We start from the raw sequence: 25962 nt of genomic DNA, 5'->3' as shown, positions 1-25962 counted from the left end.
CGTCTACGTGCGCTGCGGTCAGACACAGCACAACCCGTGCCGGCAGCATGGAACACAGACATCGCAATGGCTGAGCGCAGCACGACATCCACCCGCGCTCATGCGCGCGACCACCGCCACGATGGCGATGTGCAGAGACCGACCCGATGACACAGCACGACCCCGTCGCCACCGCAGCGCAACGCCCCTTCGACAAGATCCTGATCGCCAATCGCGGCGAGATCGCCTGCCGGGTGATCGCCACCTGTCGCACGCTCGGCATCGCCACGGTGGCCGTGTATTCGGATGCCGATCGTGATGCGCGGCATGTGCGCCTGGCCGATGAAGCGATGCATCTGGGTCCGGCGCCTGCACAGCAGAGTTATCTGCGTGGCGAGGCGATCCTGGAGGCAGCGCGCCTCACTGGTGCGCAGGCGATCCACCCGGGCTACGGATTCCTTTCGGAAAACGCGGTCTTTGCCGACGCCTGCGCGCAGGCCGGCATCGTGTTCATCGGGCCCCCGGCCGCTGCAATCCGCGCGATGGGCGACAAGAGTGCGGCCAAGGCATTGATGCAACGCGCCGGCGTGCCGCTGACGCCGGGCTACCACGGCGACGAACAGGCACCGGCGTTCCTGCGTGCGCAGGCCGATGCGATTGGCTACCCGGTGCTGATCAAGGCCAGCGCCGGTGGTGGTGGCAAGGGCATGCGCCGGGTCGATGCCAGCGCCGCGTTCGAGGATGCATTGGCCAGCTGCCAGCGCGAAGCGCAGTCGGCGTTCGGCAATGCCCATGTGCTGGTGGAAAAATATGTCGAGCGCCCGCGCCATATCGAGATCCAGGTCTTCGGCGATACCCGTGGCGAGGTGGTGTATCTGTTCGAGCGCGACTGCTCGGTACAGCGCCGCCATCAAAAGGTATTGGAGGAAGCGCCCGCGCCCGGCATGACCGAGGAGCGCCGCGCAGCGATGGGCAAGGCAGCGGTCGATGCCGCACGCGCGGTGGGTTACGTGGGCGCGGGAACGGTGGAATTCATCGCCGGGCCGGAGGGCGATTTCTATTTCATGGAAATGAACACCCGGCTGCAGGTGGAGCACCCGGTGACCGAATTGATCACCGGCACCGATCTTGTCGAGTGGCAACTGCAGGTTGCCGCAGGCGCACCGCTGCCGCGCCGCCAGCACGAGTTGCGCATCCACGGGCATGCGCTGGAAGCTCGCCTGTATGCCGAAGATGCCGAGCGCGGCTTCCTGCCTTCCACGGGCACCTTGCGCCAGCTGCAGTTGCCTGCCGCCAGCGCACACGTGCGCATCGATGCGGGCGTGGAGCAAGGCGACAGCATCAGCCCCTACTACGACCCGATGATCGCCAAGCTCATCGTCTGGGATGTCGATCGCCCTGCGGCACTGGCACGCATGCACGCTGCGCTGGCACAGGTTCATGCGGTCGGCGTCACCACCAATAGCGCATTTCTGGCACGCCTGATCCGCACCCACGCGTTCGCATCGGCAGATCTGGATACCGGGCTGATCGAGCGCGAACACGCTGCGCTGTTTGCCGACGCCGCCGTCCCCGAGAATGCCTGGTGGTGCCTGGCTGCGGTCACGATTGCCGAAGCAGCGCTGCAGCCTGCGCCGGATCCTGCCGATCCGTTCTCGCCATGGCAGACCGCCGACGGCTGGCGGATCGGCGCACATGCGGCGCGCAGCGTGCAGCTGGAGGCAGCGGGCGAACATCGCACGCTGGGCGTGCGTCGGCTCACCGATGGCTGGCAGGTCACCCATGCCGGCCAGACGCATCACCTGCGCCACCACTGCCACGGCCATGACGTACGCGTGGACATGGATGGCCGGCAGTGGCGTGCGCAGCGTCTGCGCGACGGCAATACGGTGACCGTGATCGGCTCCACGCAGTGCGCGATGTTCCGCCACCACGATGCGCTGGAGAACGCGGACCAGCCCGCGCACGAGGCCGGCGGCCTGACGGCGCCGATGCCCGGGCGCATCGTGTCGCTGGCGGCGGCGGTGGGCCAGCCGGTCACCCGCGGGCAGGCGCTGGTAGTGCTGGAAGCGATGAAGATGGAGCATACCCTGCACGCGCCCGGCGACGGCATGGTCAAGGCCTACCTGGTGGCCGAGGGCGATCTGGTGGCCGACGGTGTCGCCCTGGTGGAATTTGTGTCCGCATCTGCGTAGTGCCGCATGGGCGCGTGACCAACGGCACGTCCGCTGGCGCAGGCGCGGCCCCTAGCGTGGGCACTCGGCCGGACTGGCCGTCTACCCACCGGAGGCTTCATGCAACGTTTGCTCCTTGCTTCCAGCATGCTGCTGGCGCTGTCTGCCTGCAGCGACAAGACCGCTCCTGCACCCGACAAGGCCACACCGCCAGCATCCGCCGCAGCGGCGGCGCCCACGGCGCCCCCTGAACTGATCACCCGCGAGGCGCTGTTCGGCAATCCCGAGCGCGCCAATGTCAGCATCAGCCCGGACGGCAAGTATCTCAGTTGGGTCGCACCGCTGGATGGCGTACTCAATGTCTGGGTGGCGCCAGTGGATGCACCGGACCAGGCGCGCGCCATCACCAAGGACACTGCGCGCGGCATCCGCTCCTATTTCTGGACCTACCAATCCAACACGCTGCTGTATCTGCGCGACACCGGCGGCGATGAAGACTTCCATCTGTTCGCGGTCGACCTGACCGATGGCAGCAGCAAGGACCTGACCCCGTTCAAGAAGACCAATGCCGAGGTGTACCGCGTCAGCGCGCAGCATCCAGACACCATCATGGTCGGCATGAACGACCGCGACGCCAAGTGGCACGACCTGTACCGGGTGGAGCTGGCCTCGGGCAAGCGCACCCTGGTGCAGAAGAACACCGACAGCCTGGACTCCTATCTGCTGGATGGAAACTTCCAGCTGCGTTACGCCACGCGTGCCACCGACGACGCCGGCCGGGAACTGCTGGTGCCCCATGGCAGGGGCTGGAAGCCTGTGGACCGCATTCCATTCGAAGATGTCACCAACACCTTGCCCGACGGGCTGACCGACGACGGCAAGACGCTCTACATGCAGGATTCGCGCAATCGCGATACCGCCGCCCTGTACGCCATCGACACCGCCAGCAATGCACGCACGCTGTTGTTCGAAAGCCCGCGCGCCGACGTTGGCGCCACCTTGAACGACCCCAAGACCGGCGTGGTGCAGGCGGTATCGACCAACTACCTGCGCGAAGAGTGGAAGGCGTTGGATACCGGCGTTGCCACGGATCTGCAAAAACTCAAATCGCTGGGCGCAGGCGATGCCAGCGTTGCCGCACGTACGCTCGACGACCGCATCTGGATCGTGGGCTATTCGGCAGCAGAAACGCCACTGACTTACTACCGCTACGATCGCGCCGATGGCGGCAAGCTGACCAAGCTGTTCTCCGCACGACCTGCGCTGGAGGGCAAGCCGCTGGTACCGATGTGGCCGCAGGAACTGACTGCACGCGATGGCCTCAAGTTGGTCAGCTACCTCACCCTGCCCGCTGAAGCCGACGCCAATCACGACGGCAAGGCCGACAAGCCGGTACCGCTGGTGCTGTTCGTGCATGGTGGCCCGTGGGCACGCGACAGCTACCGCTACGGCCCCTACGAGCAATGGCTGGCCAACCGCGGCTATGCGGTGCTGTCGGTGAACTTCCGCGGCTCCACCGGCTTCGGCAAGGCATTCACCAATGCCGGCAACGGCGAGTGGGCCGGCAAGATGCACGACGACCTGCTCGATTCAGTGCAATGGGCGGTCAAGCAAGGCGTCACCAAGCCCGAGGATGTCGCCATCATGGGCGGCAGCTACGGCGGCTACGCCACGCTGGTGGGCATGACCTTTACCCCGGACGCCTTCAAATGCGGCGTGGATATCGTCGGCCCGGCCAATCTCAACACCTTGCTCGGCACCGTACCGCCGTATTGGGCCAGCTTCTACAAGCAGCTGACCCGTCGCATGGGCGACCCGGCCACGGAGGCCGGCAAGCAGTGGCTGACCGAACGCTCCCCGCTCACCCACGTCGACAAGATCAGCAAACCGCTGTTGATCGGCCAGGGCGCCAACGACCCGCGCGTCAAGCAGGCCGAAAGCGACCAGATCGTCAACGCGATGAAGGCCAAGAACATCCCGGTCACCTACGTGCTGTTCCCGGACGAAGGCCACGGCTTCCGTCGTCCCGAGAACAGCAAGGCCTTCAACGCAGTGACCGAAGGCTTCCTCAGCCAGTGCCTGGGCGGCCGCGCGCAACCGATCGGTGCAGACTTCGACGGCTCCAGCATCACCGTCCCTGAGGGCGCAGACAAGATCAACGGCCTGCCCGATGCGTTGAAGACACATACGCAGGCGATTCGGCAGTAGGGCGCGGCGATATAGAAGTGCAGCACACCTACGCTGCACTGACATCCGATCCGAAGGAGGTCGGCAAGGAGTGCGCCGGCCTTCTTCGTAACAGTTACCAATTAGGAGACGCCGTATGTCTTTACAACGTCGCTCTTGCAGCCTTGCGCATTGGCATCAGACGTCATCGTGCAAGACTATCACTGCATCATTTGAGAAGTCAGTAGCGCACCCGTAGTCACCGGGCAGAGGATGGCTCCCAAAGGCTCTCTTCTTCGATGGAAAAGCCGACCGAAGCCGCCGCATCTTCGTCAATTGTCTTGGTAGCGTTGAGCTCCCTCCGGAAGTCGCCATATCACGCCTTCCGGATCCAGCTCGGCGGTTTCCATCCGCTTTCCACGCAGGCCAAAACCACAAATGGCCATTACGCCTTGTACGGTGGGATCCAGCGAAAAAGCCCGTTCCAAATGCTTCTCGTTGATAGCACCAGTGATGAAGGCGCCCAAGCCGAGATCTGTTGCGGCAAGATAGAGCGTCTGAGAGAGATGCCCAGCCTCCATTGCTACCACCCGGTATCCCTTTGCATGCTGACGGTACTTCCAGAAGGTGCGATCGAAGCGGGGGACGAGGGCGATCAGTACATGCGCGTCGGCAAACCAATGTTGCTGACCAATACATTCCATCACGAAGTCCCGTGTAAGTTTTTTTGCATCAGGAACCGCGGCCAACGCGTGTGTGTCTGATCGATAGTGATAGAGCCCAGGATCGACGCCCTCGACATGCTGGACGATAACGTAGGCATCAATTGGATGCAGGCCTCCGCCTGAAGGCACATTTTTCTTGAGAAAAACCAGATCAGCGCCGACGCGCATTTGGGCCTGGGCTGCGAACACGCGCTGCATCACATGCGAAAACTGCTCCAGGGTCAGGGCCTGGGCAGTATCAAAGTTTCGACACGTCACACGACGGCTCAGCAAAACATCAAACTCCGTAGCGCTGGAGTGTGGCAGCTCAAAAAGCTGCACATCCTCGGCCAAAGCCGTGAACTCCGGCGGGGGTATACCGAGCACCTCCCGCATCTGCAGTGCTGTTTCGGTACCGGAATCGCGCATATTTTTTACAGCATCCACGCCATCCCAGCGGGTGAAGGCATGCAGAATGGCACCAAGTGGATGCCAGTGCGCGGCACGTAAGCGTGCATCACGCAGAGCAGATGGACTCGTTTCGTCGACACGCTCCAACGCCAAACCCGCCTTCAACAGACTTTGGATGACTGAAACGTCCACATCGAGCGATGCGCTGTCGACCCATTCGGTTGGGCTAAGCACGCCCAGCAATTTCAATTCACACGGTGTGACCTTCACCGCCTCATCCAGATGGGGGGCTAAGGCGAACCACACCATCTGGCGACGCAATCCATTGCCACCTGTGAGAAGCGCTCGCAGTTCGAATTCCACAACCTCGCGAGGCTCCAGCATCACCACGCTACAGCGCCTTACCTGCATCCGCCCTTTCTCCTGCTCACGTATACCTCGCGTGTCTGTACGCAAGACACTATCGTCGGTTTTAGGTACAACTTAAGTTTTTTCATCATTGGCGCTAAAGCCCGCGCGAGCTCGGCCGATAGCCGATTTCATTCTTCGGATCTTCAAGCGTCATGCCAATGTTGAAATTAGAGCCAGCTGTCGCCAACGCCCTGGTCCAGCTGCTGTCTCAGGACGATGCGTTCAGAGAACTATTTGTAAAGGACCCTGTTGCAGCCCTGGCGCGGGCGGGGCATATCGCAGAAGATCCCGATGACCTGAAGAATTTCGTCAACGATTGCGGCGCAGTTGAACTGGCAGACAAGCGGACCATTGCCGGTGCACGCGACGAAATCAACGCAATGCTGACCAGTGGCACAAGTCAAACCGTTCCGATGCTCGAAGCCGGTTTCGGTGGCACCAGGACACTCAGATAATTTGATCCAGTACCTGCTTGACAATGGAATCGGTACATAGGCAATAAGCGCTGGCATCCAAGCACGGATTAAAGCAGCGTGGTGTCAAGGCTGGCCCTCGCTTGGTCAGCTCTAAAGCGAATCGTGGCACGGATGCTACAGCGTGGACGTCGGGCACCCGCAAGCGCGGCAGCATTGCTCCGGCAGGTTATTTCCAGGTCTCATCGCCCTCACGACACCACCCAAGTCACCACGCACCTCAATGTTCGGGCACGCATTGATCGTTTCCGTGTATCTGTCATGACCCATCAAACTGATCCGTAGCCGCATCGACAGCGACCACGTTCAGTGGCTGTAGACAATAGCCGCACTCAGCTTCCGCATAAGCCATCCCGCGGCGAGCGCGTAGCCACGATGCGTGCTCGCGCGACATTGATTGATTTCCAGCGTCCGCTGCAGCTCGCATCGCAGCGGCACGGGTCTGAATGCGCGATTGTGTATCGAGGAAGGGTTCAAGCAGCAACAAAGCCTCGAGGGGTTTGCCAGTCACACGTCGCCTTTCTGCGCGCACGATCGCCTCCAGTTCGTTGATGAGACGATTGTCCTTGGCTGGGCCACCTGTCTCCAAACGCTTCAGCGTCATTGTCGCCACCGTTTGATCCCCTGCCTGCTGCGCGACCAAGGCGGCTGCAAGTGCAATCGCCATATCGTCAATCGCATCGGCAGCGCTCTCCTGGTCTAACGCGTCCAGTGCCCCTTTAGCGCCCTGGCGTGCATAAGAGATTGCCGCAGCCGCGTTTCCACTCATCAGTTTTGCTGTTGCAGCCGGTACATAGTAGATCCGTTGGTCTGCACCCGATTGAGCGGGGCCGTTCCTAAGGCCTGACTCTGACCGCACAACGGCAGCGAAGACATCATTGGAATCGAGGGCGACCGATGTGCGCTCGATGTCCGCGTGATAGTTACTCTCCGGGACGCGAGCGAGTAGTTGTTTTGCCTTGGCAAAGTCTTTCTTTGCAGCAGCAACCGATGCTTGGCGTCGCAATGCTCCGCTCCATCCGGATTTGACTGCCCTACCGAGCACGTAGTCGGCAGTTTCAAAATCTCCAAGCGCCAACAAGATCCGGCCATACTGGTCCAGACCGATACTCGTAAGATCCACCTTGCTGTCTGCGACTCGCTTGGCGTACGGCAAGGCTTCACTGAAGCGATTGGCCGCATAAAGTCCTATCGCCGCATTGTGCGAAGCCGGAGCGTAGTCAGGGTACAGCTCTGCCATCCTGATCCACCCATCGGTAGCTGCAGGCGGGTTGACTATCTGAGTGTCCCAATTTTCCACATACATCGCTTCTCTGGCCGGAAGTCTGGCAATCAGCACCTTCGCACGGGCCAAGACCGCCAATGCATTAGCGTAATCAACTTTGGCGAAGTACGCCCGGGTCTGACCAAGCCAAGCCAACGCAAAGTGTGGATCGATATCGGTTGCCTTGCGATAAAAACCTAACGCATTTTCATAATCCCCTCGAGCATATCGTCTTTGTCCGAGAGCGTAGGCGCGTAGCGCATCCAGGCTGGACGTCGTCACTTCAGGAAGCGGATGGCTTTGTTGCTGGATGCTTTTCGCATCTTCGCCCAAGCGATCACGCAAGTCCTGAGCCACCTGATCGACGGCAGCCAGTACGCTCGATCCCGAGCCGAAGGCCGTGCTGACTGCCAATGTTTGCTGGCTCTGAGGCTCTACAACCTCGACCGCAAAGCGTGTCCGCCCCCCGACTGACGCGATGGATGGCAGCAGTACCGCTTTGATTCCCAGACGAACTGCAACTTCTGATGCGGTTGCACGATCCAGGCGATTTATCGTTGGATCTTTACGCATCATTTCCAGAGCTTTCAGCACACGATCGTCGCCAAGCACGTTCACGTAACGGGATTGCTCAAGACTGATGCGAAATGCTTGATCCAACGAGCCATCCATCAGCCCGTCGCCGGTCAGGTTGGTCAAATCACCCACCACCACCCAGTCGCGTTTCGCAAACGCAATGGCCGGTTGTGGGCGAACGAAAAACCACACCGCGATTCCTACTGCCAGTACAACGCCGACTTCTGCCACCAACGCCGCCGGCCGACGCCACAGCGGGACATCGCGCCAAGCTTTGGTGGAGTTCTTCGGGGCGCGTAACGGGGTCAGGCCGATTTCGCCGACTTCGTAGATTTCCATCGGCGTGGGGACGCCTTTGAAGCGCCAGCGGCCATGGGATTTCCACAGGATGCGTTCGACGCGGTCGCCCAGTTCGCGCGCAGCGCGGTGGGTGAGCGATTCGGCGACTGCCGAGACCAGGATCTGCCCCGGGCGTGCCATCGACATCAGGCGTGCGGCGGTCGGTTTGGCCAGGCCTTCGACCTCCAGCGGTTTGGCGCCGATGCTCACCGCCTCGTCGCTGTTGCGCCAGGTCAGCACCTCGCCCACGTGCAGCCCTTGCCGCGCTCGCAGCGGCTGGGCATGGGCATCGCTCATGGCCTTGAGCCCGCGCGCGTAATCCAGCGCGAAGCCCAGGCCGTCGATAGGGCGATCGAACAACAACAACAGCCCGTCGGAACGATCGATCAGGCGGCCGCGCCAGTGCTGCTGCAGCTTGACCACCAGGCGGTCGTGTTCGCGGAACAGGGCGGCGGCGGCGTTGTCGCCGATGCGTTCGACCAGCGCGGTCGAGTCACAGAGGTCGGTCAACAGCAAGGTGCGCAGACGTGGTGCCTGGATAGCCTCCGACGACGCGTCCTTGCGTGCGTTGCGGGCGCTCATGACTTAACGATGGCCCGAATCGGGCGTGGTACCGGGCGGCGGCGAGATCGCCGATGCGATCGCATCGTGCATGGCCAGCACGTTGCCGCCCTGCCGTTTGGCTTCGTACAGGGCGCTGTCGGCAAGGGTGTACCAATCGTTCCAGGCCGCATCCGCATCGATCATGCACAAGCCGACGCTGACCGAGCAGCCTTGCTCGCTCGGTCCGTTGCACAGCCGCGCTTCCACCGCGCGCACGATGCATTCGCCGATGTGGTGCACCAACTCGCGCGTGCCTTGCGCCACCAGCACGCAGAATTCGTCGCCGCCGAGCCGGCAGGCCAGATCGCCTTCGGCGATGACCGACCGCAATGCGTGCGCCACGTTCTGCAACACGCGGTCGCCGGCCAGATGCCCGAATTCGTCGTTGATGCGCTTGAAGCGGTCGCAATCGATCAGGATCAGGCCAACGCCGGGCACGTTGCCGGCGCGGCGGCATTCCTGCAGATACAGCGCCAGGCCGCGGCGATTGTGCAACCCGGTCAGCTCGTCGGTGCGGCTGAGCTCTTCGGTATGGTTGAGCTGGTGCGAGGTGACGTAGAGGTTGTCCAGCGCCGCTTCCAGGTCATGGTTGCGGCGGCGCAGCTGGCGGATCAGCAATTGCTCGTTATTGACCACACGCACGATGGAACGGCGCAGGAAATGCGCCACCATCGACGGGTCGTGGTCGACCAGGCGCTGGAAATCGGCGTGTGCCAGTTCGATCAGGCGGCTGTCCATCGACGCACTGGCGCCCGCGCTACGCGCATGGTCGCCTATCAGCAGGCCGAGCTCGCCAAAAAACTCGCCCGGGCCCAGATGCTTGAGCATCAGGTCTTCGCCGAAATCCAAGTCGATCTGGCCACTGACCACGATGAACATCTGCGTGCCGATCGCGCCGCGCTCGAACAGCGCCTGGCCCGCGGCAAGGTCGCGCAGCCGGCCAAAACGCGCAAAAAATGCAAGTTCCTCGGCAGTCATCGACGCGTGCAGCCCGTCCGAAAGCGTTTTGGCAACGCTTCCCGTCGGCTCGACTGCGCCTGTGGAGTTGTGGCAAGTCATCCAGTTTCCTTAGGCCGGCCTACAACGTTAGCCCATGGACAAATCCTACAGGACCCCCTTGTTCAGTACCAGGTCACACTCTTTCTCACAGGCGAAGAGACGAAATGACGGGTATTGCTGTCAAAAAAGGGGCCCGGTTTTCCGGCCCCTCCCCCTCCCGGGGTGGCGAACGTCTGGCCGCCCGCTGCAGCTAGGCGGCCTTGTCGCCGTGAAACTGCTCTTCTTCGGTAGAGCCGCGCAGCGCGGTGGTGGACGACTGGCCCTGCTGAATCGCCTGCGTCACTGCGTCGAAATAACCCGTGCCGACTTCGCGCTGATGCTTGACCGCGGTGAAGCCTCGATCGGCCGCTTCGAATTCGGCCTGCTGCAAGTCGACAAACGCACTCATCTGCCTGCGGGCGTAACCGTGCGCCAGCTGGAACATGCTGTGGTTCAACGCATGGAACCCGGCGAGGGTGATGAACTGGAACTTGTAGCCGTAGCTGGCCAGCTCGGTCTGGAATCTGGCGATGGTGGCATCGTCCAGGTGCTTCTTCCAATTGAAACTGGGCGAGCAGTTGTAGGCCAGCAACTTGCCCGGATACTTGGCATGGATGGCTTGCGCAAAGGCGCGCGCAAACGCCAGGTCCGGCTTGCCGGTTTCGCACCAGATCAAATCGGCATAGGGCGCGTAGGCCAGGCCACGGCTGATCGCCTGGTCCAGGCCGTTGCGGGTCTTGAAGAAACCTTCGACCGTGCGCTGCCCGGTGGTGAACGGCTGATCGTTGGCATCCACATCGCTGGTGAGCAGGTCGGCTGCTTCGGCATCGGTGCGCGCGATCAGCAGCGTCGGTACGCCCAGCACGTCGGCGGCCAGGCGCGCGGCGTTCAACTTTTCGATCGCCTCACGCGTGGGCACCAGCACCTTGCCGCCCATGTGGCCACACTTCTTGACCGAGGCCAGCTGGTCTTCGAAGTGCACGCCAGCGGCGCCGGCTTCGATCATCGCCTTCATCAGTTCGAAGGCATTGAGCACGCCGCCGAAACCGGCTTCGGCATCGGCCACGATCGGCTGCAGGAAGTCGATGTCATCGTTGCCTTCGGCGTGATGCAGCTGATCTGCGCGCAGCAAGGTGTTGTTGATGCGCTTGACCACCGCCGGCACCGAATCGGCCGGGTACAGCGACTGATCCGGATACATCTGCCCGGCCAGGTTGGCATCGGCCGCCACCTGCCAACCGCTCAGGTAGATCGCCTTCAGGCCCGCCTTGACCTGCTGCATCGCCTGATTGCCGGTCAAGGCGCCCAGCGCGTTGACGAACGGGGTGGCATGCAGGGACGTCCATAGTTTTTCGGCGCCCAGCCGCGCCAGCGAGTGCTCGACATGCACGGTGCCGCGCAGGCGCACCACGTCGGCGGCGGTGTAGTTGCGGGTGATGCCTGTCCAGCGCGGATTGCTGGCCCAGTCCTGCTGCAGTTGTTCGGCGCTTTGCAGAGTGGTGCTCATCTTGCGTTCTCCTGAGAGGGACGACGGATGGAACGGGGAGCGGCGTGCCCGACGGCGCACGCGGCAAGGCAAGGCCATCGTTGCGCGGTGGCGCGCAACGGGCGGTGTGCTGCGGTGGGGCGGGAGCTGCGGCGATACGCGGTGGCGGTGCCGCGGCAGCGATCAATCGATCAGGCGGTATGCCGGCACGGTGAGGAAGTCGGCCAGTGCATCGGCAACGCTCAGCTCCTGCAGCAAGGCGATCGCCTCATCGATGCGGGCGGCGCCGGGCAACGTGGTGGTGGCGCCCAACCGGGCCGGCAACGCACGCAAGGTGGCCTGCAGCAGGTGCTGATCGATGGCGGTGCCATCATCCAGATGCTGGCCGTGATGCAGCCACTGCCACAGTTGCGCGCGGCTGATTTCGGCGGTGGCCGCGTCCTCCATCAGGTTGTGGATCGGCACACAGCCATTGCCGTCCAGCCAGGCAGCCAGATAACGCACGCAGACTTCGACATTGCCGTCGAAGCCGGCGCGGGTGATGGTGCCCTGCGACGGGGCGATCAACATGTCGCGCGTCACCTGCACGTCGTTGCGCAGCACATGCTGCTGATGCGCGGTGGGCATGTGCTCGTCGAACAGTTTCATCGCCACCGGGATCAGCGCCGGGTGTGCCACCCAGGTGCCATCGTGGCCGGCGCTGACTTCGCGCAGCTTGTCGGCACGCACACGCGCCATCGCCTGTTCGTTGGCGGCTTCGTCGTGATTGATCGGGATCTGCGCGGCCATGCCGCCCATCGCATGCGCGCCGCGGCGATGGCAGGTCTTGATCAGTAGTTCCGAATACGCCTTCAGGAAGGGCTGGGTCATGGTGACCTGGCCGCGCTCGGGCAGGACGCGGTCGCGGTGCGCACGGAAGGTTTTCAGATACGAAAAAATGTAATCCCAGCGCCCGCAATTCAGGCCCACGATGCGCTCGCGCAGTGCGTGCAGAATCTCGTCCATCTCGAAGACCGCCGGCAGCGTTTCGATCAGCACGGTCACCTTGATCTGCCCATGCGGCAGGCCCAGCATCGCTTCGATATGCGACAGCGCCGTTTCCCACAGTGCGGCTTCTTCCATGCTCTGCAGCTTGGGCAGATACAGATACGGGCCGCGGTCCCTGGCCAGCAGCGCGCGGCCGTTGTGGAAGGCGAACAGGGCCGCATCGAACAGGCCGCCGGCCAGCGGCTGCCCGTCGATGTGGACATGCTTTTCGTCCAGGTGCCAGCCGCGCGGGCGCACGATCAGCACCGCGCGCTCGGCTTCCGGGCGCAGTGCGTAGTGCTTGCCGTTGGGCGCATCGAAGCTGAGATCGCCGCGCACGGCGGCCGCCAGGGTGCGCTGGCCGGCGAGCAGGTTGCGCCAGGTCGGTGCGGTGGAGTCCTCGAAGTCGGCCATGAACACCTTGGCGCCGGAGTTGAGCGCGTTGATGACCATCTTCGGGTCGGTGGGGCCGGTGATCTCGACGCGGCGGTCCTGCAATGCCGCCGGCAAGGGCGCAACGCGCCAGTCACTCTCGCGGATGGCCCGGGTGTCGGCGCGGAAGTCCGGCAGCTGGCCGGCGTCGAAGGCGGCCTGGCGGGCGCGCCGCTGGGCCAGACGGTGCTGACGGCCGGGCTCGATCGCGCGGTGCAGCGAGACCAGCAGCGCCAGCGCCGCTGGCGGCAGCAGTTCTGCCTGCCCGGCGACCTGGGTGGTCAGCGACAGACCTGGCGTGGCGCGGTCGGTAGGACGTGGAGCAAAAGCGGTGGCAGACATGGGGAGTTCCTTGTGCGTCCGGACCTGCACCGTGCGCGCCAACGGACTATTTGACAAAGCAGTTTTATCAATGCTGTAAATAAGCTGCACTTATATCAAGCAATGATCGCCCATCGGTATGGCGCCAACCCCGCGATTTTCCTACAAATCTGATCGGCTCAAGCCGCTGCGGGCGTTCTGTCAGACCGTGCGACTGGGCTCGGTCTCACGGGCTGCTGAGGCGCTGTACGTCAGTCAGCCGGCGGTGACCCTGCAACTGCAGGCACTGGAACGCGACCTGGGGGTGCCCTTGTTCGAGCGCTCCGGGCGGCGGCTGGCGCCCAGCCGCGAGGGACAGCTGCTGTACGACATGGCGCTGCCGCTGGTGGAAAGCCTGGATGGGCTGGAGGCGAGCTTCCGCGAGAAGGTGCGCGGGCTGGATGCGGGCGAGCTGACCATTGCCGCCAACAGTTCCACCATCCTGTACCTGCTGCCGCGCATCGTGGAAAACTTCCGCGCGCGCCATCCGGATGTGCGGCTGACCTTGCACAACGCGATCAGCGCCGACGGCACCGACCTGCTGCGCGAGGATGCGGTGGATCTGGCGGTCGGTTCGATGCTGGACGTGCCAGCCGACCTCAACTACGCACCGGTGTACCGCTTCGAGCAACTGTTGATCACCCCGCCCGACCATCCCCTGGCGCACAAGCCCACGGTGTCGTTGCAGGATCTGTCGCCGTATCCGTTGATCCTGCCGCCGCGGCGGCAGGTGACCTACCGCCTGGTCGACCTGATCTTTCAACAGGCCCGGGTGCCCTACACCGTGGCGCTGGAAGTGGGCGGCTGGGAGGTGATCAAGCAGTACGTGGCGATGGGCATGGGCATTTCCATCGTGACCGCCATCTGCGTCACCGATGCCGATCGCGACAAACTGGCCACACGCTCGCTCAAGGACTTTTTTCCTACCCGCAGCTACGGCGTGGTGGTGCGCAAGGGCAAGTATCTGTCGCCGCAGGCACGCGCCTTCATCGAACTGATCCAGCCGGATCTGTTTACGCCGCGCGGCTATGACGAGAGCGGCGACTCGGAGCGCTAAGCCGTCAGGTGATCGACGCCACGCGATCACCTGAATTTGCTGGCGCGCCCCGCTACGTGAGTGTGCGTCGCGGCCGAGGTTGCCACGTGCCATGTGTCGATTGCGCAGGCGCCGTGTGCTGTGCAACAAATCCAGCAAACGCGACAGGACGGCGATGCACGGTGTGTGGCTCCTACACGCCGTTCGAGGCGACATTGCGCGCGATGCGTGATCGCGCTATGCACGACGCAATGACGTCCGCATACACTCGGCGACTACGCTGGAGCATGAGCGCACGAGCGCGTGGTCTGTCCAGGGGACGACGGACCGCATACAGCGCGCTCGACCCGCACGTCGAGCCGACTCAACCAATGGAACGTTGACGCAATGAATCCGACCACGTTGTTGCTGGTGCAGTTGGCAGTGATTCTGGGGGCGGCGCGCCTGTGTGGTGCGCTATTGCAACGGGTCGGGCAGCCGCCTGTCATCGGTGAAATGGCGGCCGGCCTGTTGCTGGGCCCGATCGCCTTCGGCGCGTGGCTACCGGAGCTGCATGGCGCGCTGTTCGCCGCCAAGAGCCTGCCACCGTTGTCGGGGCTGGCCAATCTGGGGGTGGTGCTTTTCATGTTCGTCGTCGGCGTGGAGCTGCGTGCACCGGAAGGCACCAAGGCACAGGTGCGCGCGTCGGTGCTGGTTGGTGTGTCGGGCTTCGTGTTGCCGCTGGCACTGGGCCTGGCCGCTGCGCCGTGGCTGTTTCCGCGCTTTGCGCCGCACGGCGTCGGCTTCTGGCCGTTTGCGCTGTTCATTGCGGCAGCCATGTCGGTCACTGCATTTCCGGTGCTGGCGCGCATCCTCAAGGATCGCAACATGACCCGCACGCCGGCCGGCCGTCTGGCGCTGGGCGCGGCGGTCATCGACGACGCCACGGTATGGATCTTCCTGGCAATCGTGCTCACGCTCACCGGCAACACTGCGCACGGCGGCGTGGCATTTACTGCGGCCGGTGCGCTGGTCTTGATCGCGCTGGTGTTCGGTGTGCTCAAGCCGGCGTATGCGCGACTGCTGCGGCCGCGAGCGAGCGATGGCGGCTATGCCTCCACTGCGCTGGTGTGGGTGTTGATCGGCCTGCTGGGCTGCGCGGCGGTGGCCGAATGGATCGGTTTGCATGCGATCTTCGGTGCATTCGTGTTCGGCATCTGCCTGCCGCGCGACGACCGTTTGCTGGAGCATCTGGCCGGACGCATCGAACCGTTGGCGATCAGCTTGCTGATGCCGGTGCTGTTTGCCGTCGCCGGCCAGGCCACCAGCCCCAGTGCGTTTGCCGGCGCCGGCATCGCCGGTTTCGTGCTGGTGATCGGCGTGGCGGTGACCGGCAAACTGGCCGGCTGCACGCTGGGCGCGCGGCTGAGCGGGCACGATTGGCGCGATAGTCTCACCGTCGGCTCGCTGATGAATGCACGTGGCCTGATGGAACTGGTGGTGATCAAGATCGGCCTGGACAGCGGCGTGATCGGCCCGGACCTGTTCACGCTTTTGTTCGGCATGACGCTGGTGACCACGGTGATGACCTCGCCGATGGTGGCCTGGTTTCATGGCCGGCGCCATGCGGCCTCGGCCGACGGCATGCAAGCGGACCGTTCGGGTCACTGACGTGTTGTCTGCCGCTGCACTTGCCGACGTTGCATCAGCGCGCACAGGCAGTCATGCGAGCTACGCGTCGACACCGCACTGCTCGCGCGCGATCGCACCGGCAGGACGTGAAGCACCCTTGCCACCACCGGTAACGCGGGTGGCAAGGAGGATTGCGCTGCGCGATTGCCGCATCGGCGGCATCCGCTTCACAGCACAGTTCTTCCGCCAGGCGCGTTGACGGGTTGTGCCACAGACTGCCGCCATGTCCTCAGAAACCCGGTCCCGCTATACGCAGCTCCCACCTCCGCCCGAGTTGCGCACCCAGCTGCGTTGCAGCTGGCGCCATCGGCAAGGTGCCGCCAATGCGCCGGTGCGGGTGTTACCGGACGGCTGCGTCGACCTGATCTGGGATGGCGCTGCACTGTTCGTCGCCGGCCCTGACCATGTCGCGACCATGGCCTGCGTAGCCGCCGGCACCGTGCTCACCGGCGTGCGATTGACTGCAGGCGCGGCTGCCGGTGTGCTGGGCATTCCGCTGCACCATATTGCCGACCAGCGCGTGGCACTGGATGCGCTGTGGGGCCGCGATGCAGGCGATTGGCAACAGAAGCTGTGCGATGGCAGCGACGTGCTGCAGACGTTGCATGCGCTGTGTCGTCACCGCGCGGTGGCCGTGGACCAACAGATGGCCTTCACCTTCGCCCAGCTGGCCGGGCCTGCAGCGCCGCGCCTGCCGGCGTTGTGCGCAAGCCTGGAGATCAGCGAGCGGCAGCTGCGGCGGCGCTGTCACGCAGCATTCGGCTATGGCCCCAAGATGCTGGAGCGGATCTTGCGGCTGCAGCGTTTCCTGCGGCTGGCAGCCAGCCAGCCCACGCTGACCGCCGCCGCGCTGGAGGCCGGGTATGGCGATGCACCGCATTTGGTGCGCGATGCGCGCCTGCTTGCCCAGCTGAGTCCACGTGAGCTGGTGCAGCAACACGCACGGTGATGGCCGTTTTCGCCAAGCCGCCAGGTCGCTGCGCAGGGCACGCTGTGCAGCCACCGACCGCGAGGACATCGCCATGCAACACAGCGCACAGCATCACCGTATCGACTATCTGGAATTTGCCGTGGCCTCTATCGCCACCGCCAAGGCCTTCTACGCTGCAGCGTTCGACTGGACGTTTCAGGACTACGGACCGGACTATTGCGAATTCCGCGATGGCCGCCTGAGCGGCGGCTTCTTCCATGGAACCGCGCAGCCGGGTGGCGCACTGGTGGTTCTGGCCTCCGACGATCTGGCGGCCTCGCAGGCACGCATCGAAGCCGCTGGCGGCACCATCACCCGCCCGGTGTTCGCATTCCCGGGCGGGCGGCGTTTCCACTTCACCGACCCTGACGGGTACGCGCTGGCGGTGTGGACGCAGGAGCTGGCCGAGGCGTGACTGGCCTGCCTGGCATGCTCCGGCCCAGGCCACGTGGTGCGGCGAAGGCTTCTGCATCCGGCCGCCGTGAGCCGGCAACCTGCGCTGCAGCGTTGCCGGCCCAATGCCCGTCAATAGCCAGCGCCGGTTCGCCCCCGGCCGCTCATTCGCGCCCGTAAAGCCCCAGAAACATCTCCACCGACGATTCGACGACCTGCACCTGCTGCCCGGGCGTCAGCGGCGGCTGCCCCAGCGCAAGCTGCGGCCAGAACGCAAATCCCTTGACCAGCGCCTGCAATTGCTGCGAGGCGAAGTCCGGGTCCACCGGCGCCAGGCGGCCATCGGCCAGTGCGGCGCGCAGCCAGGTGGTGGTGCCCTCTTCCTTGCTGCCCAGTTGGGCCAGCAGCGCGCGTGCGCGCTCGGGCGAGTGGATACCTTCGGCTATCGCCACGCGCGACAGATCGATAAATGCCGCGTCGTCGAGCAGGCGTAATTTCTGCTGCAGCAACTGCGTCAATTGCGTGCGCAATGCTTGGTCGGGGCGGTAGGCCAGGCTCACCGCCTCGGCGCTGCGTTGCCACAAGCCGCGCAGGATCTCCCCAAACAACACGTCCTTGCTGGGGAAGTGGTTATAGACGGTGCGCTTGGACACGCCTGCGGAGGCGGCCACGCGATCCATGCTGGTGGCTTCGAAACCATGCTGGCGGAACTCGACACTGGCCGCTTCCAAGATGGCGTGACGCTTGCGGTCGGTGAGCCGCTGCGGCGCCGGCGCCGAATCGGATGAACTGGACATGGCGCAATGTTACACCGGGCGGTTTACATTCCCCAGAATAAAACTACACTGTGTAGTGTAATTTGTGTTTCCAATATCTCGATACACCACCTCTACGCCGGATACCGTCGTGCCTACCCAATCCCTGCCACTGCCATACGCCTCTTCGCCGCAGTTTCGTCATGGGCGGTTCCGCAACGCGCTACCCACCACCTTGAGTACTCCCGGCGTGTTGGCAGGCCTGCGGCTACTGTGGCAGGTGCTGTTCAACAAGCCGGCGCGCACGGTGCCGTCGCAGGCATTGCCGATTGTGCCGTTGACCGCCACGGACCTGCACAACGCGCCGGACCGCAGCCTGTTCCGGCTCGGTCACTCCACGGTGTTGATGAAACTGGGGAGCGGCCTGTGGCTGACCGACCCGGTGTTCTCCCGGCGCGCCTCGCCATTTGCGTTTGCCGGCCCAAAGCGCTTCCATGCCCCACCGATTGCGCTGGATGACCTGCCGCCCCTGGCCGGCGTGATCCTGTCGCACAACCATTACGACCATCTGGACCGGGCCACCATTGCCGCGCTAGCCGAGCGCGTCGGCGCGTTCGTCGCGCCGCTGGGCGTGGGCGACCTGCTGGTGCGCTGGGGCGTGGATCCGGCCAAGGTGCGCCAGCTGGACTGGTGGCAGTCGGTGCAGATCGACGGCATTACGCTCACTGCCACGCCGTCGCGGCACTTTTCCGGGCGCGGCCTGTTCGACCGCGATCGCACGCTGTGGTGCTCGTGGGCGATCCAGCAGGACGACCTGCGCGTGTTCTTCAGCGGCGACGGCGGCTACGGCCCGCACTTCAAGGCAATCGGCGAGCGGCTGGGGCCGTTCGATGTGGCGCTGATCGAAAACGGCGCCTACGACCACATGTGGCCGGACGTGCACATGCAACCGGAGCAGAGCCTGCAGGCGTTTCTGGACGTGGGCGGCCGCACCTTGTTGCCGATCCATAACGGCACCTTTGATCTGGCCCTGCACGTGTGGACCGAGCCGTTCGAACGCATCGTCGCCCTGGCGGCGGACGCGCAGGTACCGCTGGCCACCCCGCACATGGGCGAGCGCGTGGACCTGCGCCGCCCGGCCACCGGCGAACGCTGGTGGCGCGCGCTGCCCGACACCCTGGCGGTGGCGCGGTGAGCCGCTGGACGCTGGCCAACCTGCCCCCGCAGCGGGCGCGGGTGGCCGTGATTACCGGTGCCAGCCCAGGTGGGCTGGGCTATGAAACTGCGCTGGCCCTGGCCGGTGCCGGCGCCAGCCTGGTGCTGACCGCGCGCAATGCCGCCAAGGGCGAGGCCGCGCGGCAGGCACTGCTGGCCGCGCATCCCGCCGCCACGGTGCGCGTTGAAACCCTGGACCTTGCACAACTGGCATCGGTGCGCGCGTTTGCCGATCGGCTTGCCGCGCACCAGCAACGGGTGGATCTGTTGATCAACAACGCCGGGGTGATGGCCCCGCCGCAGCGGCAGACCACCGCCGACGGTATGGAGTTGCAGTTCGGCAGTAATTATCTCGGGCACTTCGCGCTCACTGCGCAGCTGCTGCCGCTGTTGCGTGCGGCCGTGGCGCCACGCGTGGTCAACCTGTCGAGTCTGGCCCACCGTCAGGCCCGCATCGATTTCGACGACCTGCAGACCGAGCGTCCGTATCGCCCCTGGAAGGCTTATGGCCAGTCCAAACTGGCGATGCTGATGTTCAGCATGGAACTGCAGCGGCGCAGCGACGCGCAGGGCTGGGGGCTGCACTCAGTCGCCGCACATCCCGGCGTTGCACGGACCGCATTGATCGCCAACGGGCCGGCCGCCGGTGGCCGCCGTACGGCGCTTGGCGCGGCAACCGCCTTGCTGGGGCCTTACCTCAGCCACTCGGCCGCGGCCGGCGCCCTCCCCACGTTATATGCCGCCACCGCGCCACAGGCACAGGGCGGTGGGTATTACGGCCCGGACGGCCTGTTCGAGCTCAAAGGCGACCCGGCCCCGGCAAAGATCGCCCGCCAGGCCCACGACCGCCACGTGGCTGCGCGCCTGTGGGAGACCTCCTGCACGCTGGCGGGTGTGGCGTTCTGAGCTCAGGCGGAGCCGTGGTCTGCGCCGCCGGTAAGCGTGCCTGCTTGCATGCAGCGCCGGGGAGCAATCGCGCGCCGCTTACAGCAGGATCCACTCCAGCCCGTCGCCGCGCCGGTAATACACCGCCACCGCCTTGCCATACACCGCCGCCGCATCGACAAAGCCGAAATAGCGCCCATCCAGGCTGTTGCCACGATGGTCGCCCATCACCAGCAGCTTGCCGGCCGGCACCTGTACCGCGTGCAGGTCCGGGCCGCCACCGGCATCCAGGTCGAGCTGCGCCACACGCGCACCAAAACGTTCGTGCGCACCGTCGCCATCGCTCTGCAACGGCTGTCCGTTGATCGACAGATGGCCATCGCGCAGGTCGACACGGTCGCCAGCCACCGCCACCACGCGCTTGATCAGGCGCGTGCCATCGCGCGGCGAATCGAACACCACCACCTCGCCGCGCTGCGGTTGCTCGCCATCGACAACGATGCGGTTGCTCAGCGGCACGCGCCAGCCATAGGCGTGCATGTCCACCACCACCCGGTCGCCCGGCTGCAAGGTGGGCTGCATCGAGCCGGTGGGCACCTGGTAGTGATTGGCGAACGAGGAGCGCGCGGCGGTCAACAGCACCAGCATGACGAGCAGCGGCAACAATTCCTTGCGCGACCAGTGTGCGGCGCGCTGCACACGGGAGCGTGCGAGAGGTGATGGGTTCATGGCAGACCTGTCCGATCAGGGGGAGCCGCGTTGGCTCTCCCCGACAATGCGCGTGGGTGGCGGGCGCACGGAAGTGACGAAAGGCATGGCCCCGTTGATCTGCTTGCTCAGCCGCAACTGCGATGTGCTGCGGCCCGCGCAAACGAAAACGGGATGGCACATGGCCATCCCGTTTCGATGCTGGCTGCACATCACCCGTGCAACCACCTGTTTCGATCACTCACTCGGTCAAGCCACGGTTTTCCAGCAGCGCCTTGACGCTGGGATCCTTGCCGCGGAAATCGCGGTACAGCGTGGCCAGATCGACGGTATTGCCGCGCGAAAGGATCTTGGCGCGGAAGGTGTCGCCGTTCTTGCGGGTCAGGCCACCGTTTTCCTTGAACCATTCGAACGCATCGTCATCGAGCACTTCCGACCAGAAGTAGGCGTAGTAACCGGCCGAATAACCGCCGCCCCAGATGTGGTCGAAGTACGTGCTGCGGTAACGCGGCGGCACTTCGGCCAGGTCCACCTTGAAGCGCTTGAGCGCATCGGCCTCGAACTTGCTCACGTCCTGCAGCGGCGCATCGGCCGGCTGGGTGTGCCAGGCTAGGTCCAGCAGCGCAGCCGACAGGTACTCGGTGGTGGCATAGCCGCTGTTGAAGGTCTTGGCTTTCTTGATCTTCTCCACCAGCTCGGCCGGCATCGCCGCGCCGGTCTGGTAGTGCTTGGCGTAGTTGGCGAAGACCTTGGGATCGGAGGCCCAGTGTTCGTTGAACTGCGAGGGGAATTCCACAAAATCGCGCGAGGTGCTGGTGCCGGCGATCGAGGGGTACTTCACCTTGGAGAACATGCCATGCAGCGCGTGGCCGAACTCATGGAACAGCGTGGTCACATCGTCGAAGCTCAACAAGGCCGGCTGGCCCGCGGCTGGCTTGGTGAAGTTGCACACGTTGTAGACCACCGGCTTGGCGCCGGTGAGGCCGTCCTGTTCGACCAGCACGTCCATCCATGCGCCACCGGACTTGCTGTCGCGCTTGAAGTAGTCGGTATAGAACAGCGCCATCGAGGTGCCATCGGCATCGAAGACTTCATACACCTTCATGTCGGCGTGGTAGGTCGGGATATCGGTGCGCTGCTTGAAGGTGATGCCGTACAACTGCGTAGCGGCATAAAACACGCCGTTCTGCAGCACGTTGTCCAGCTCGAAGTACGGCTTGATCTGCGACTCGTCCAGGTCGTACTTGGCCTTGCGCACCTGCTCGGCGTAGAAGTCCCAATCGGAGGCGGCGAGCTTGAAGCCGCCCTTCTGAGAATCGATCACCTTCTGCATCTCGCCCACTTCGCGCCGCGCCTTGGCGGTGGCAGCCGGCACGGTGTCGGTCAGCAATTTCAGCGCGGCGGCCGGGGTCTTGGCCATCTGGTCGCCAAGACTGTAGGCCGCATAGCTGTCGAACCCGAGCAGCTTGGCCTTTTGCGCTCGCAGCTGCGCCAGGCGCTGGATGGTCTGGCGGGTGTCGTTGGCATCGCCCTTTTCCGCGCGCGTTTCAGACGCCTTCAACACTTCGGCGCGCAGCTCGCGGCTCTTCAGCGACGCCAGCACCGGTTGCTGGGTGGTGTTCTGCAGGGTGAGCAGATACTTGCCATCGAGCTTGCGCGCCTTGGCCGCTTCGGCGGCGGCGGCAATGTCGCCTTCGCTCAGTCCATCGAGCCTGGCCTTGTCGTCCACCACCACCGCAGCGGCAGCCGAGGCGGCCACCAGGCGGGTATGGAACTGGGTGGAGAGCGTGGTTTCTTCCACATTGAGCTTGCGCAGGCTGTCCTTGTCGGCATCCGAGAGCTGCGCACCGGCGCGTACCAGGTTTTCGTAGTCGCGCTCGACCAGGCGCTTTTGTTCCGGATCCAGGTTCAGCGTGTCGCGTTGGTCGTAGATGGTCTTGACGCGCGCAAACAGCTTGGGATCGAGGTTGATCTCGTCTTCGTGCGCGGCCAGCTTGGGCGCGATCTCTTCCTGGATCTTCTGGCGTGCATCGCTGGTATCGGCCTGCACCAGGCCAAAGAAGATGCGCGACACACGCGTCAGCGTCTCGCCGCTGCGCTCCAGTGCTTCGATGGTGTTGTCGAAGGTGGGCGGCTCGCTGTTGTCGGCAATCTTGCGCACCTCGGCCAGATGCAGGCGCATGCCTTCTTCGAAGGCCGGCAGATAATCGCTGTCCTTGATCTTGTCGAATGGCGGCGCCTGGAACGGCAGCGTGCTGGCGGTCAGCAACGGGTTCGGTGCAGCGTCCGCAGCCGGGGCGGTGGCGGTCTTCTCGGGCACGGTGGTGGACTCCTTACCGGATGGCTCTTTTCCAGAACAAGCGGCCAGCGCCAGGGTGATGGCAGCGGCCAGAACGACGGTACGCGACATGGCGTGTGATTCCTGAGTGGGTAGTGCAGCCGGCCACGCTAGCGGGTTTGGGCGGCGCCGGCATGTGCCGTTGGCTGGGGGATTGATGAATGGCGATGTGCGGACAGAGGCGGCCGAGGGTGCGTGCCCTCATCCGCCCTTCGGGCACCTTCTCCCGCGTGCGGGAGAAGGACGAGGCGGCGAGCCAGGCAAGCGGCGGTGGTATGCGGCGACAGGAGCGAAAGCTGGCCATCGGTACCGTTCCGACGGTGGTAGCGCTGCGGGACAGCCAACGCACCGTGCCGGCGCGCGGTGCTCCCTCAAAGCGTCTCGTCCTTGAAGATCGCCACATGCGGGGTGCCGTCGGCGCCGATCCAGCCGCGGTACATACCTTCGGTATTGAACGGAAACGCGATGTTGCCCTGCGCGTCCAGCGCAATGGCGCCGCCGTCGCCACCGGCGGCGGGGATCTGCTGATCGATCACCGTCTCGGCCGCCTGTTGCAACGACTGGCCGGCGTATTTCATGCGTGCGCAGATGTCATAGGCGGCCACGGCGCGGATATAGAACTCGCCCCAGCCGGTACCCGACACCGCGCATTGGCTGTTGGCATAGGTGCCGGCGCCGATGATGGGCGCATCGCCCACGCGGCCATAGCGCTTGTTGGTCATCCCGCCAGTGGAGGTGCCGGCGGCCAGATGGCCGTCGCGATCCAGCGCCAGTGCACCGACCGTGCCGAAGTGCTTGGCGGTTTCCAGCTCCAGCGCGGCCTGGGCCTGGCGGTCGCCGGCTTCGGCCTTGAGCGCTTTTTGCAGTTGCTGCCAGCGTTTGTCGGTGCGGAAGTAGCTCGGGTCCACCAGGGTGATGCCCTGCTCGCGCGCAAACTGTTCGGCGCCCTCGCCGACCAGCATCACGTGCCTGGAGCGGTCCATGACGCTGCGCGCCAGCTGGATCGGATTCTTGACCGCGTGCACGCCGGCGATCGCACCGGCCTTGCCGCTGGCCCCGTCCATGATCGCCGCATCCAGCTCGTTCTTGCCGTCGTGGGTGAACACCGCACCGCGACCGGCGTTGAACTGCGGCGCATCCTCCAGCACGGTGATGGTGGCGGCCACCGCATCCACCGCGCTGCCGCCACCATTCAACACCGCATGCCCGGCGCGCAGCGCGCGCTGCATCGCCTCACGGGCCTGGGTTTGTTCGTCGGGTGAAAGGCTGGATTTCTCCACGCCCGCGCCGCCGTGGATGACCAGCATGGGTGTGGCCGCCAGTGCGGGGCCGGCACATAGCAGCAACGACAGGAATAAGGCGCGAGCGAACAGAGCGATCATGGTGCTTCCTCACTGCAACTCTTGACTGGACCGGCGGTGCCGGACGATAGGGCAAGCGCGCTCACGAAGGCAGCCTGGACATGCGTATCAGTACCGATACGCCACATCGGCTACACGCATGCCACCGTAGCACTCTGATCGCCCGCAAAATGCATCAAACCAAATAAGCGCGGTCGCGTCTTCAGCTCATGGATCGAGCGCGCTCAGGTCGAATGAAGTGCCAGTGCTGTCTGCACTATGGACGTAGAGCTTCTCCTTGGCCGGGCGAACGTCCAGGAAGTAGCCGGTGTTGCAACCTTTACAGAATGCAAGATGCTCCTCATCGCTTCCGCGCTGGTCTTCCAGTGCATTGGCGATGACGGGATGAAAGCAGGTGAAGCAGCAGAACGCTACGTGGTGACCGTTGGCATCCGCCTCGATTAAATCGCCGTTGAAATCCATGACGAGGAAGTTGGTGAGCTGCATGCGTGCCTCTTCTCGCGCGTAGGGTGGCGCCGGTCAGCTGCTGGAAGGCGCATACGCACCTCCCAACTGCCCTCACAACGTATCGCGATGCTTGCCGCGCCACGGCCGGTACCAGGTGCGAATCGCGGCGATGTCGGCGGCCATGTCGTTGCCGGTCCAGAACGGCTCGCCGATGCCCACGGTCTTGCTGGGGTAATCGAAGTACACCGGCAGGATCGGTACCTTGGCATCGGAGGCGATTTTCCAGAAACCGGCCTTCCAGTGTTCGACGCGCTTGCGCGTACCTTCGGGGGTGATCACGTACCACATCTGTTCGGAGTTTCGGATCAGCCGCACCGCCTGGCCGATGGTGCCCTGCGGCGAGCTGCGGTCCAGCGGGATGCCGCCGAGCTTGCGCAGCAGCGGGCCCAGCGGCCACCAGAACAGCTGCGCCTTGCCCAGCACGCGCACCTCGAAGCCGAGCGCGAACTTGGCGGCAAAGCCCAGGAAGCCGTCCCAGTTGGAGGAGTGCGGCGCCACGATCATCACCAGCTTGGGCTCGTCGGGCAGTCGCCCGAGCAGGCGCCAGCCGGTCAGGCGCAGGGCGGTACGGCCCAGCCAGCGGCCGAAACGGCCGTGCGCACGCGGCATTCTGGGCGGGGATGGCTGCAGCAGGATGTTGGCCTGTGTTACCGGTGGCAACGACGGGTCGGGTTGACTCAC

20 protein-coding genes are annotated in these 25962 nt (G+C 64.4%); 9 read left to right on the top strand and 11 right to left on the bottom strand.

Annotated elements, in window-relative coordinates; genetic code table 11:
- The first annotated feature begins 146 nt into the window (after window positions 1-146).
- Together ABQZ09_RS12315 and ABQZ09_RS12310 are read left to right on the top strand one after the other, a co-directional pair.
- Window positions 147-2174, top strand: a complete 2028-nt coding sequence (locus tag ABQZ09_RS12315) for an acetyl/propionyl/methylcrotonyl-CoA carboxylase subunit alpha (RefSeq protein WP_349777008.1) — start codon at window positions 147-149, stop codon at window positions 2172-2174.
- Window positions 2175-2273: 99 nt separating this feature from the next.
- Entirely contained in the window at window positions 2274-4361 is a 2088-nt protein-coding gene (locus ABQZ09_RS12310) for a S9 family peptidase (protein ID WP_349777007.1), read from the top strand.
- A gap of 290 nt (window positions 4362-4651) precedes the next feature.
- On the opposite strand, the gene ABQZ09_RS12305 is transcribed toward ABQZ09_RS12310, so the two are convergent.
- Window positions 4652-5845, bottom strand: a complete 1194-nt coding sequence (locus ABQZ09_RS12305; RefSeq protein WP_349777047.1) for a putative peptide maturation dehydrogenase — start codon at window positions 5843-5845, stop codon at window positions 4652-4654.
- Window positions 5846-6003: 158 nt separating this feature from the next.
- On the opposite strand from ABQZ09_RS12305, the gene ABQZ09_RS12300 reads away from it, so the two are divergent.
- A complete protein-coding gene (locus tag ABQZ09_RS12300; protein WP_039406756.1) occupies window positions 6004-6300 on the top strand; it encodes an NHLP-related RiPP peptide in 297 nt (98 codons plus the stop codon).
- A 277-nt stretch (window positions 6301-6577) separates the two neighbouring features.
- Here the strand turns inward: ABQZ09_RS12300 and ABQZ09_RS12295 are convergent, their stop codons facing one another.
- From ABQZ09_RS12295 to aceB, 4 genes are all read right to left on the bottom strand, one after another.
- Entirely contained in the window at window positions 6578-9079 is a 2502-nt protein-coding gene (locus ABQZ09_RS12295) for a putative peptide modification system cyclase (RefSeq protein ID WP_349777006.1), read from the bottom strand.
- A gap of 3 nt (window positions 9080-9082) precedes the next feature.
- Window positions 9083-10159, bottom strand: coding sequence for a GGDEF domain-containing protein (locus ABQZ09_RS12290; protein WP_349777005.1), 1077 nt, complete (start codon window positions 10157-10159; stop codon window positions 9083-9085).
- Window positions 10160-10349: 190 nt separating this feature from the next.
- Complete coding sequence (gene aceA / locus ABQZ09_RS12285; RefSeq protein WP_047694435.1) at window positions 10350-11645, bottom strand: isocitrate lyase; 1296 nt, start codon at window positions 11643-11645, stop codon at window positions 10350-10352.
- A gap of 162 nt (window positions 11646-11807) precedes the next feature.
- The gene (gene aceB, locus ABQZ09_RS12280) at window positions 11808-13424 is read right to left on the bottom strand and encodes a malate synthase A (RefSeq protein WP_349777004.1); all 1617 of its coding nucleotides are present in this window, start codon (window positions 13422-13424) and stop codon (window positions 11808-11810) included.
- Between the two features lie 118 nt (window positions 13425-13542).
- On the opposite strand from aceB, the gene ABQZ09_RS12275 reads away from it, so the two are divergent.
- From ABQZ09_RS12275 to ABQZ09_RS12260, 4 genes are all read left to right on the top strand, one after another.
- Complete coding sequence (locus ABQZ09_RS12275; protein ID WP_039406770.1) at window positions 13543-14499, top strand: LysR family transcriptional regulator; 957 nt, start codon at window positions 13543-13545, stop codon at window positions 14497-14499.
- 366 nt (window positions 14500-14865) lie between these two features.
- Entirely contained in the window at window positions 14866-16128 is a 1263-nt protein-coding gene (locus ABQZ09_RS12270) for a cation:proton antiporter (RefSeq protein WP_228313299.1), read from the top strand.
- A 244-nt stretch (window positions 16129-16372) separates the two neighbouring features.
- Window positions 16373-17098, top strand: a complete 726-nt coding sequence (locus tag ABQZ09_RS12265; protein ID WP_228313298.1) for a helix-turn-helix domain-containing protein — start codon at window positions 16373-16375, stop codon at window positions 17096-17098.
- Window positions 17099-17171: 73 nt separating this feature from the next.
- Window positions 17172-17534 carry a VOC family protein gene (locus tag ABQZ09_RS12260; RefSeq protein ID WP_184368762.1) on the top strand — a complete coding sequence of 121 codons (363 nt, stop codon included), beginning with the start codon at window positions 17172-17174 and terminating at the stop codon, window positions 17532-17534.
- Window positions 17535-17676: 142 nt separating this feature from the next.
- Here ABQZ09_RS12260 and ABQZ09_RS12255 read toward each other — a convergent pair whose 3' ends face one another.
- Window positions 17677-18309 carry a TetR/AcrR family transcriptional regulator gene (locus tag ABQZ09_RS12255; RefSeq protein WP_228313297.1) on the bottom strand — a complete coding sequence of 211 codons (633 nt, stop codon included), beginning with the start codon at window positions 18307-18309 and terminating at the stop codon, window positions 17677-17679.
- A gap of 124 nt (window positions 18310-18433) precedes the next feature.
- Between ABQZ09_RS12255 and ABQZ09_RS12250 the strand changes: the two genes are divergently transcribed.
- Window positions 18434-19462: an MBL fold metallo-hydrolase gene (locus ABQZ09_RS12250; protein WP_503019065.1), complete on the top strand. Its 1029-nt coding sequence runs from the start codon at window positions 18434-18436 to the stop codon at window positions 19460-19462.
- Window positions 19459-20388: an oxidoreductase gene (locus ABQZ09_RS12245; RefSeq protein WP_349777002.1), complete on the top strand. Its 930-nt coding sequence runs from the start codon at window positions 19459-19461 to the stop codon at window positions 20386-20388. Before ABQZ09_RS12250 ends, ABQZ09_RS12245 begins: the two co-directional genes overlap by 4 nt.
- Window positions 20389-20466: 78 nt before the next feature.
- Here the strand turns inward: ABQZ09_RS12245 and lepB are convergent, their stop codons facing one another.
- The 5 genes from lepB to ABQZ09_RS12220 all read right to left on the bottom strand — a co-directional run bounded on the left by lepB (window position 20467) and on the right by ABQZ09_RS12220 (window position 25962).
- Entirely contained in the window at window positions 20467-21096 is a 630-nt protein-coding gene (gene lepB, locus ABQZ09_RS12240; protein WP_349777001.1) for a signal peptidase I, read from the bottom strand.
- Between the two features lie 220 nt (window positions 21097-21316).
- Window positions 21317-23485: a peptidyl-dipeptidase Dcp gene (gene dcp / locus ABQZ09_RS12235; RefSeq protein ID WP_349777000.1), complete on the bottom strand. Its 2169-nt coding sequence runs from the start codon at window positions 23483-23485 to the stop codon at window positions 21317-21319.
- 299 nt (window positions 23486-23784) lie between these two features.
- A complete protein-coding gene (locus ABQZ09_RS12230; RefSeq protein WP_349776999.1) occupies window positions 23785-24795 on the bottom strand; it encodes an isoaspartyl peptidase/L-asparaginase family protein in 1011 nt (336 codons plus the stop codon).
- A gap of 186 nt (window positions 24796-24981) precedes the next feature.
- Window positions 24982-25260 carry a hypothetical protein gene (locus tag ABQZ09_RS12225; RefSeq protein ID WP_052209994.1) on the bottom strand — a complete coding sequence of 93 codons (279 nt, stop codon included), beginning with the start codon at window positions 25258-25260 and terminating at the stop codon, window positions 24982-24984.
- Window positions 25261-25332: 72 nt separating this feature from the next.
- The gene (locus ABQZ09_RS12220) at window positions 25333-25962 is read right to left on the bottom strand and encodes a lysophosphatidylcholine acyltransferase (RefSeq protein ID WP_039406796.1); all 630 of its coding nucleotides are present in this window, start codon (window positions 25960-25962) and stop codon (window positions 25333-25335) included.

Origin of the sequence: Xanthomonas sp. WHRI 6106 (assembly GCF_040202405.1) — a bacterium.
GTDB lineage: Bacteria > Pseudomonadota > Gammaproteobacteria > Xanthomonadales > Xanthomonadaceae > Xanthomonas > Xanthomonas cannabis.
The sequence above is the reverse complement of the archived record's forward strand: the minus strand, read 5'-3'. Positions and strand labels throughout refer to the sequence as shown.

Coding starts and splice junctions, on each gene's coding strand:
- ABQZ09_RS12315 (WP_349777008.1), top strand. CDS start 147: ATGACACAGCACGACCCCGTCGCCACCGCAGCGCAACGCCCCTTCGAC.
- ABQZ09_RS12310 (WP_349777007.1), top strand. CDS start 2,274: ATGCAACGTTTGCTCCTTGCTTCCAGCATGCTGCTGGCGCTGTCTGCC.
- ABQZ09_RS12305 (WP_349777047.1), bottom strand. CDS start 5,845: ATGCAGGTAAGGCGCTGTAGCGTGGTGATGCTGGAGCCTCGCGAGGTT.
- ABQZ09_RS12300 (WP_039406756.1), top strand. CDS start 6,004: ATGTTGAAATTAGAGCCAGCTGTCGCCAACGCCCTGGTCCAGCTGCTG.
- ABQZ09_RS12295 (WP_349777006.1), bottom strand. CDS start 9,079: ATGAGCGCCCGCAACGCACGCAAGGACGCGTCGTCGGAGGCTATCCAG.
- ABQZ09_RS12290 (WP_349777005.1), bottom strand. CDS start 10,159: ATGACTTGCCACAACTCCACAGGCGCAGTCGAGCCGACGGGAAGCGTT.
- aceA (WP_047694435.1), bottom strand. CDS start 11,645: ATGAGCACCACTCTGCAAAGCGCCGAACAACTGCAGCAGGACTGGGCC.
- aceB (WP_349777004.1), bottom strand. CDS start 13,424: ATGTCTGCCACCGCTTTTGCTCCACGTCCTACCGACCGCGCCACGCCA.
- ABQZ09_RS12275 (WP_039406770.1), top strand. CDS start 13,543: ATGGCGCCAACCCCGCGATTTTCCTACAAATCTGATCGGCTCAAGCCG.
- ABQZ09_RS12270 (WP_228313299.1), top strand. CDS start 14,866: ATGAATCCGACCACGTTGTTGCTGGTGCAGTTGGCAGTGATTCTGGGG.
- ABQZ09_RS12265 (WP_228313298.1), top strand. CDS start 16,373: ATGTCCTCAGAAACCCGGTCCCGCTATACGCAGCTCCCACCTCCGCCC.
- ABQZ09_RS12260 (WP_184368762.1), top strand. CDS start 17,172: ATGCAACACAGCGCACAGCATCACCGTATCGACTATCTGGAATTTGCC.
- ABQZ09_RS12255 (WP_228313297.1), bottom strand. CDS start 18,309: ATGTCCAGTTCATCCGATTCGGCGCCGGCGCCGCAGCGGCTCACCGAC.
- lepB (WP_349777001.1), bottom strand. CDS start 21,096: ATGAACCCATCACCTCTCGCACGCTCCCGTGTGCAGCGCGCCGCACAC.
- dcp (WP_349777000.1), bottom strand. CDS start 23,485: ATGTCGCGTACCGTCGTTCTGGCCGCTGCCATCACCCTGGCGCTGGCC.
- ABQZ09_RS12230 (WP_349776999.1), bottom strand. CDS start 24,795: ATGATCGCTCTGTTCGCTCGCGCCTTATTCCTGTCGTTGCTGCTATGT.
- ABQZ09_RS12225 (WP_052209994.1), bottom strand. CDS start 25,260: ATGCAGCTCACCAACTTCCTCGTCATGGATTTCAACGGCGATTTAATC.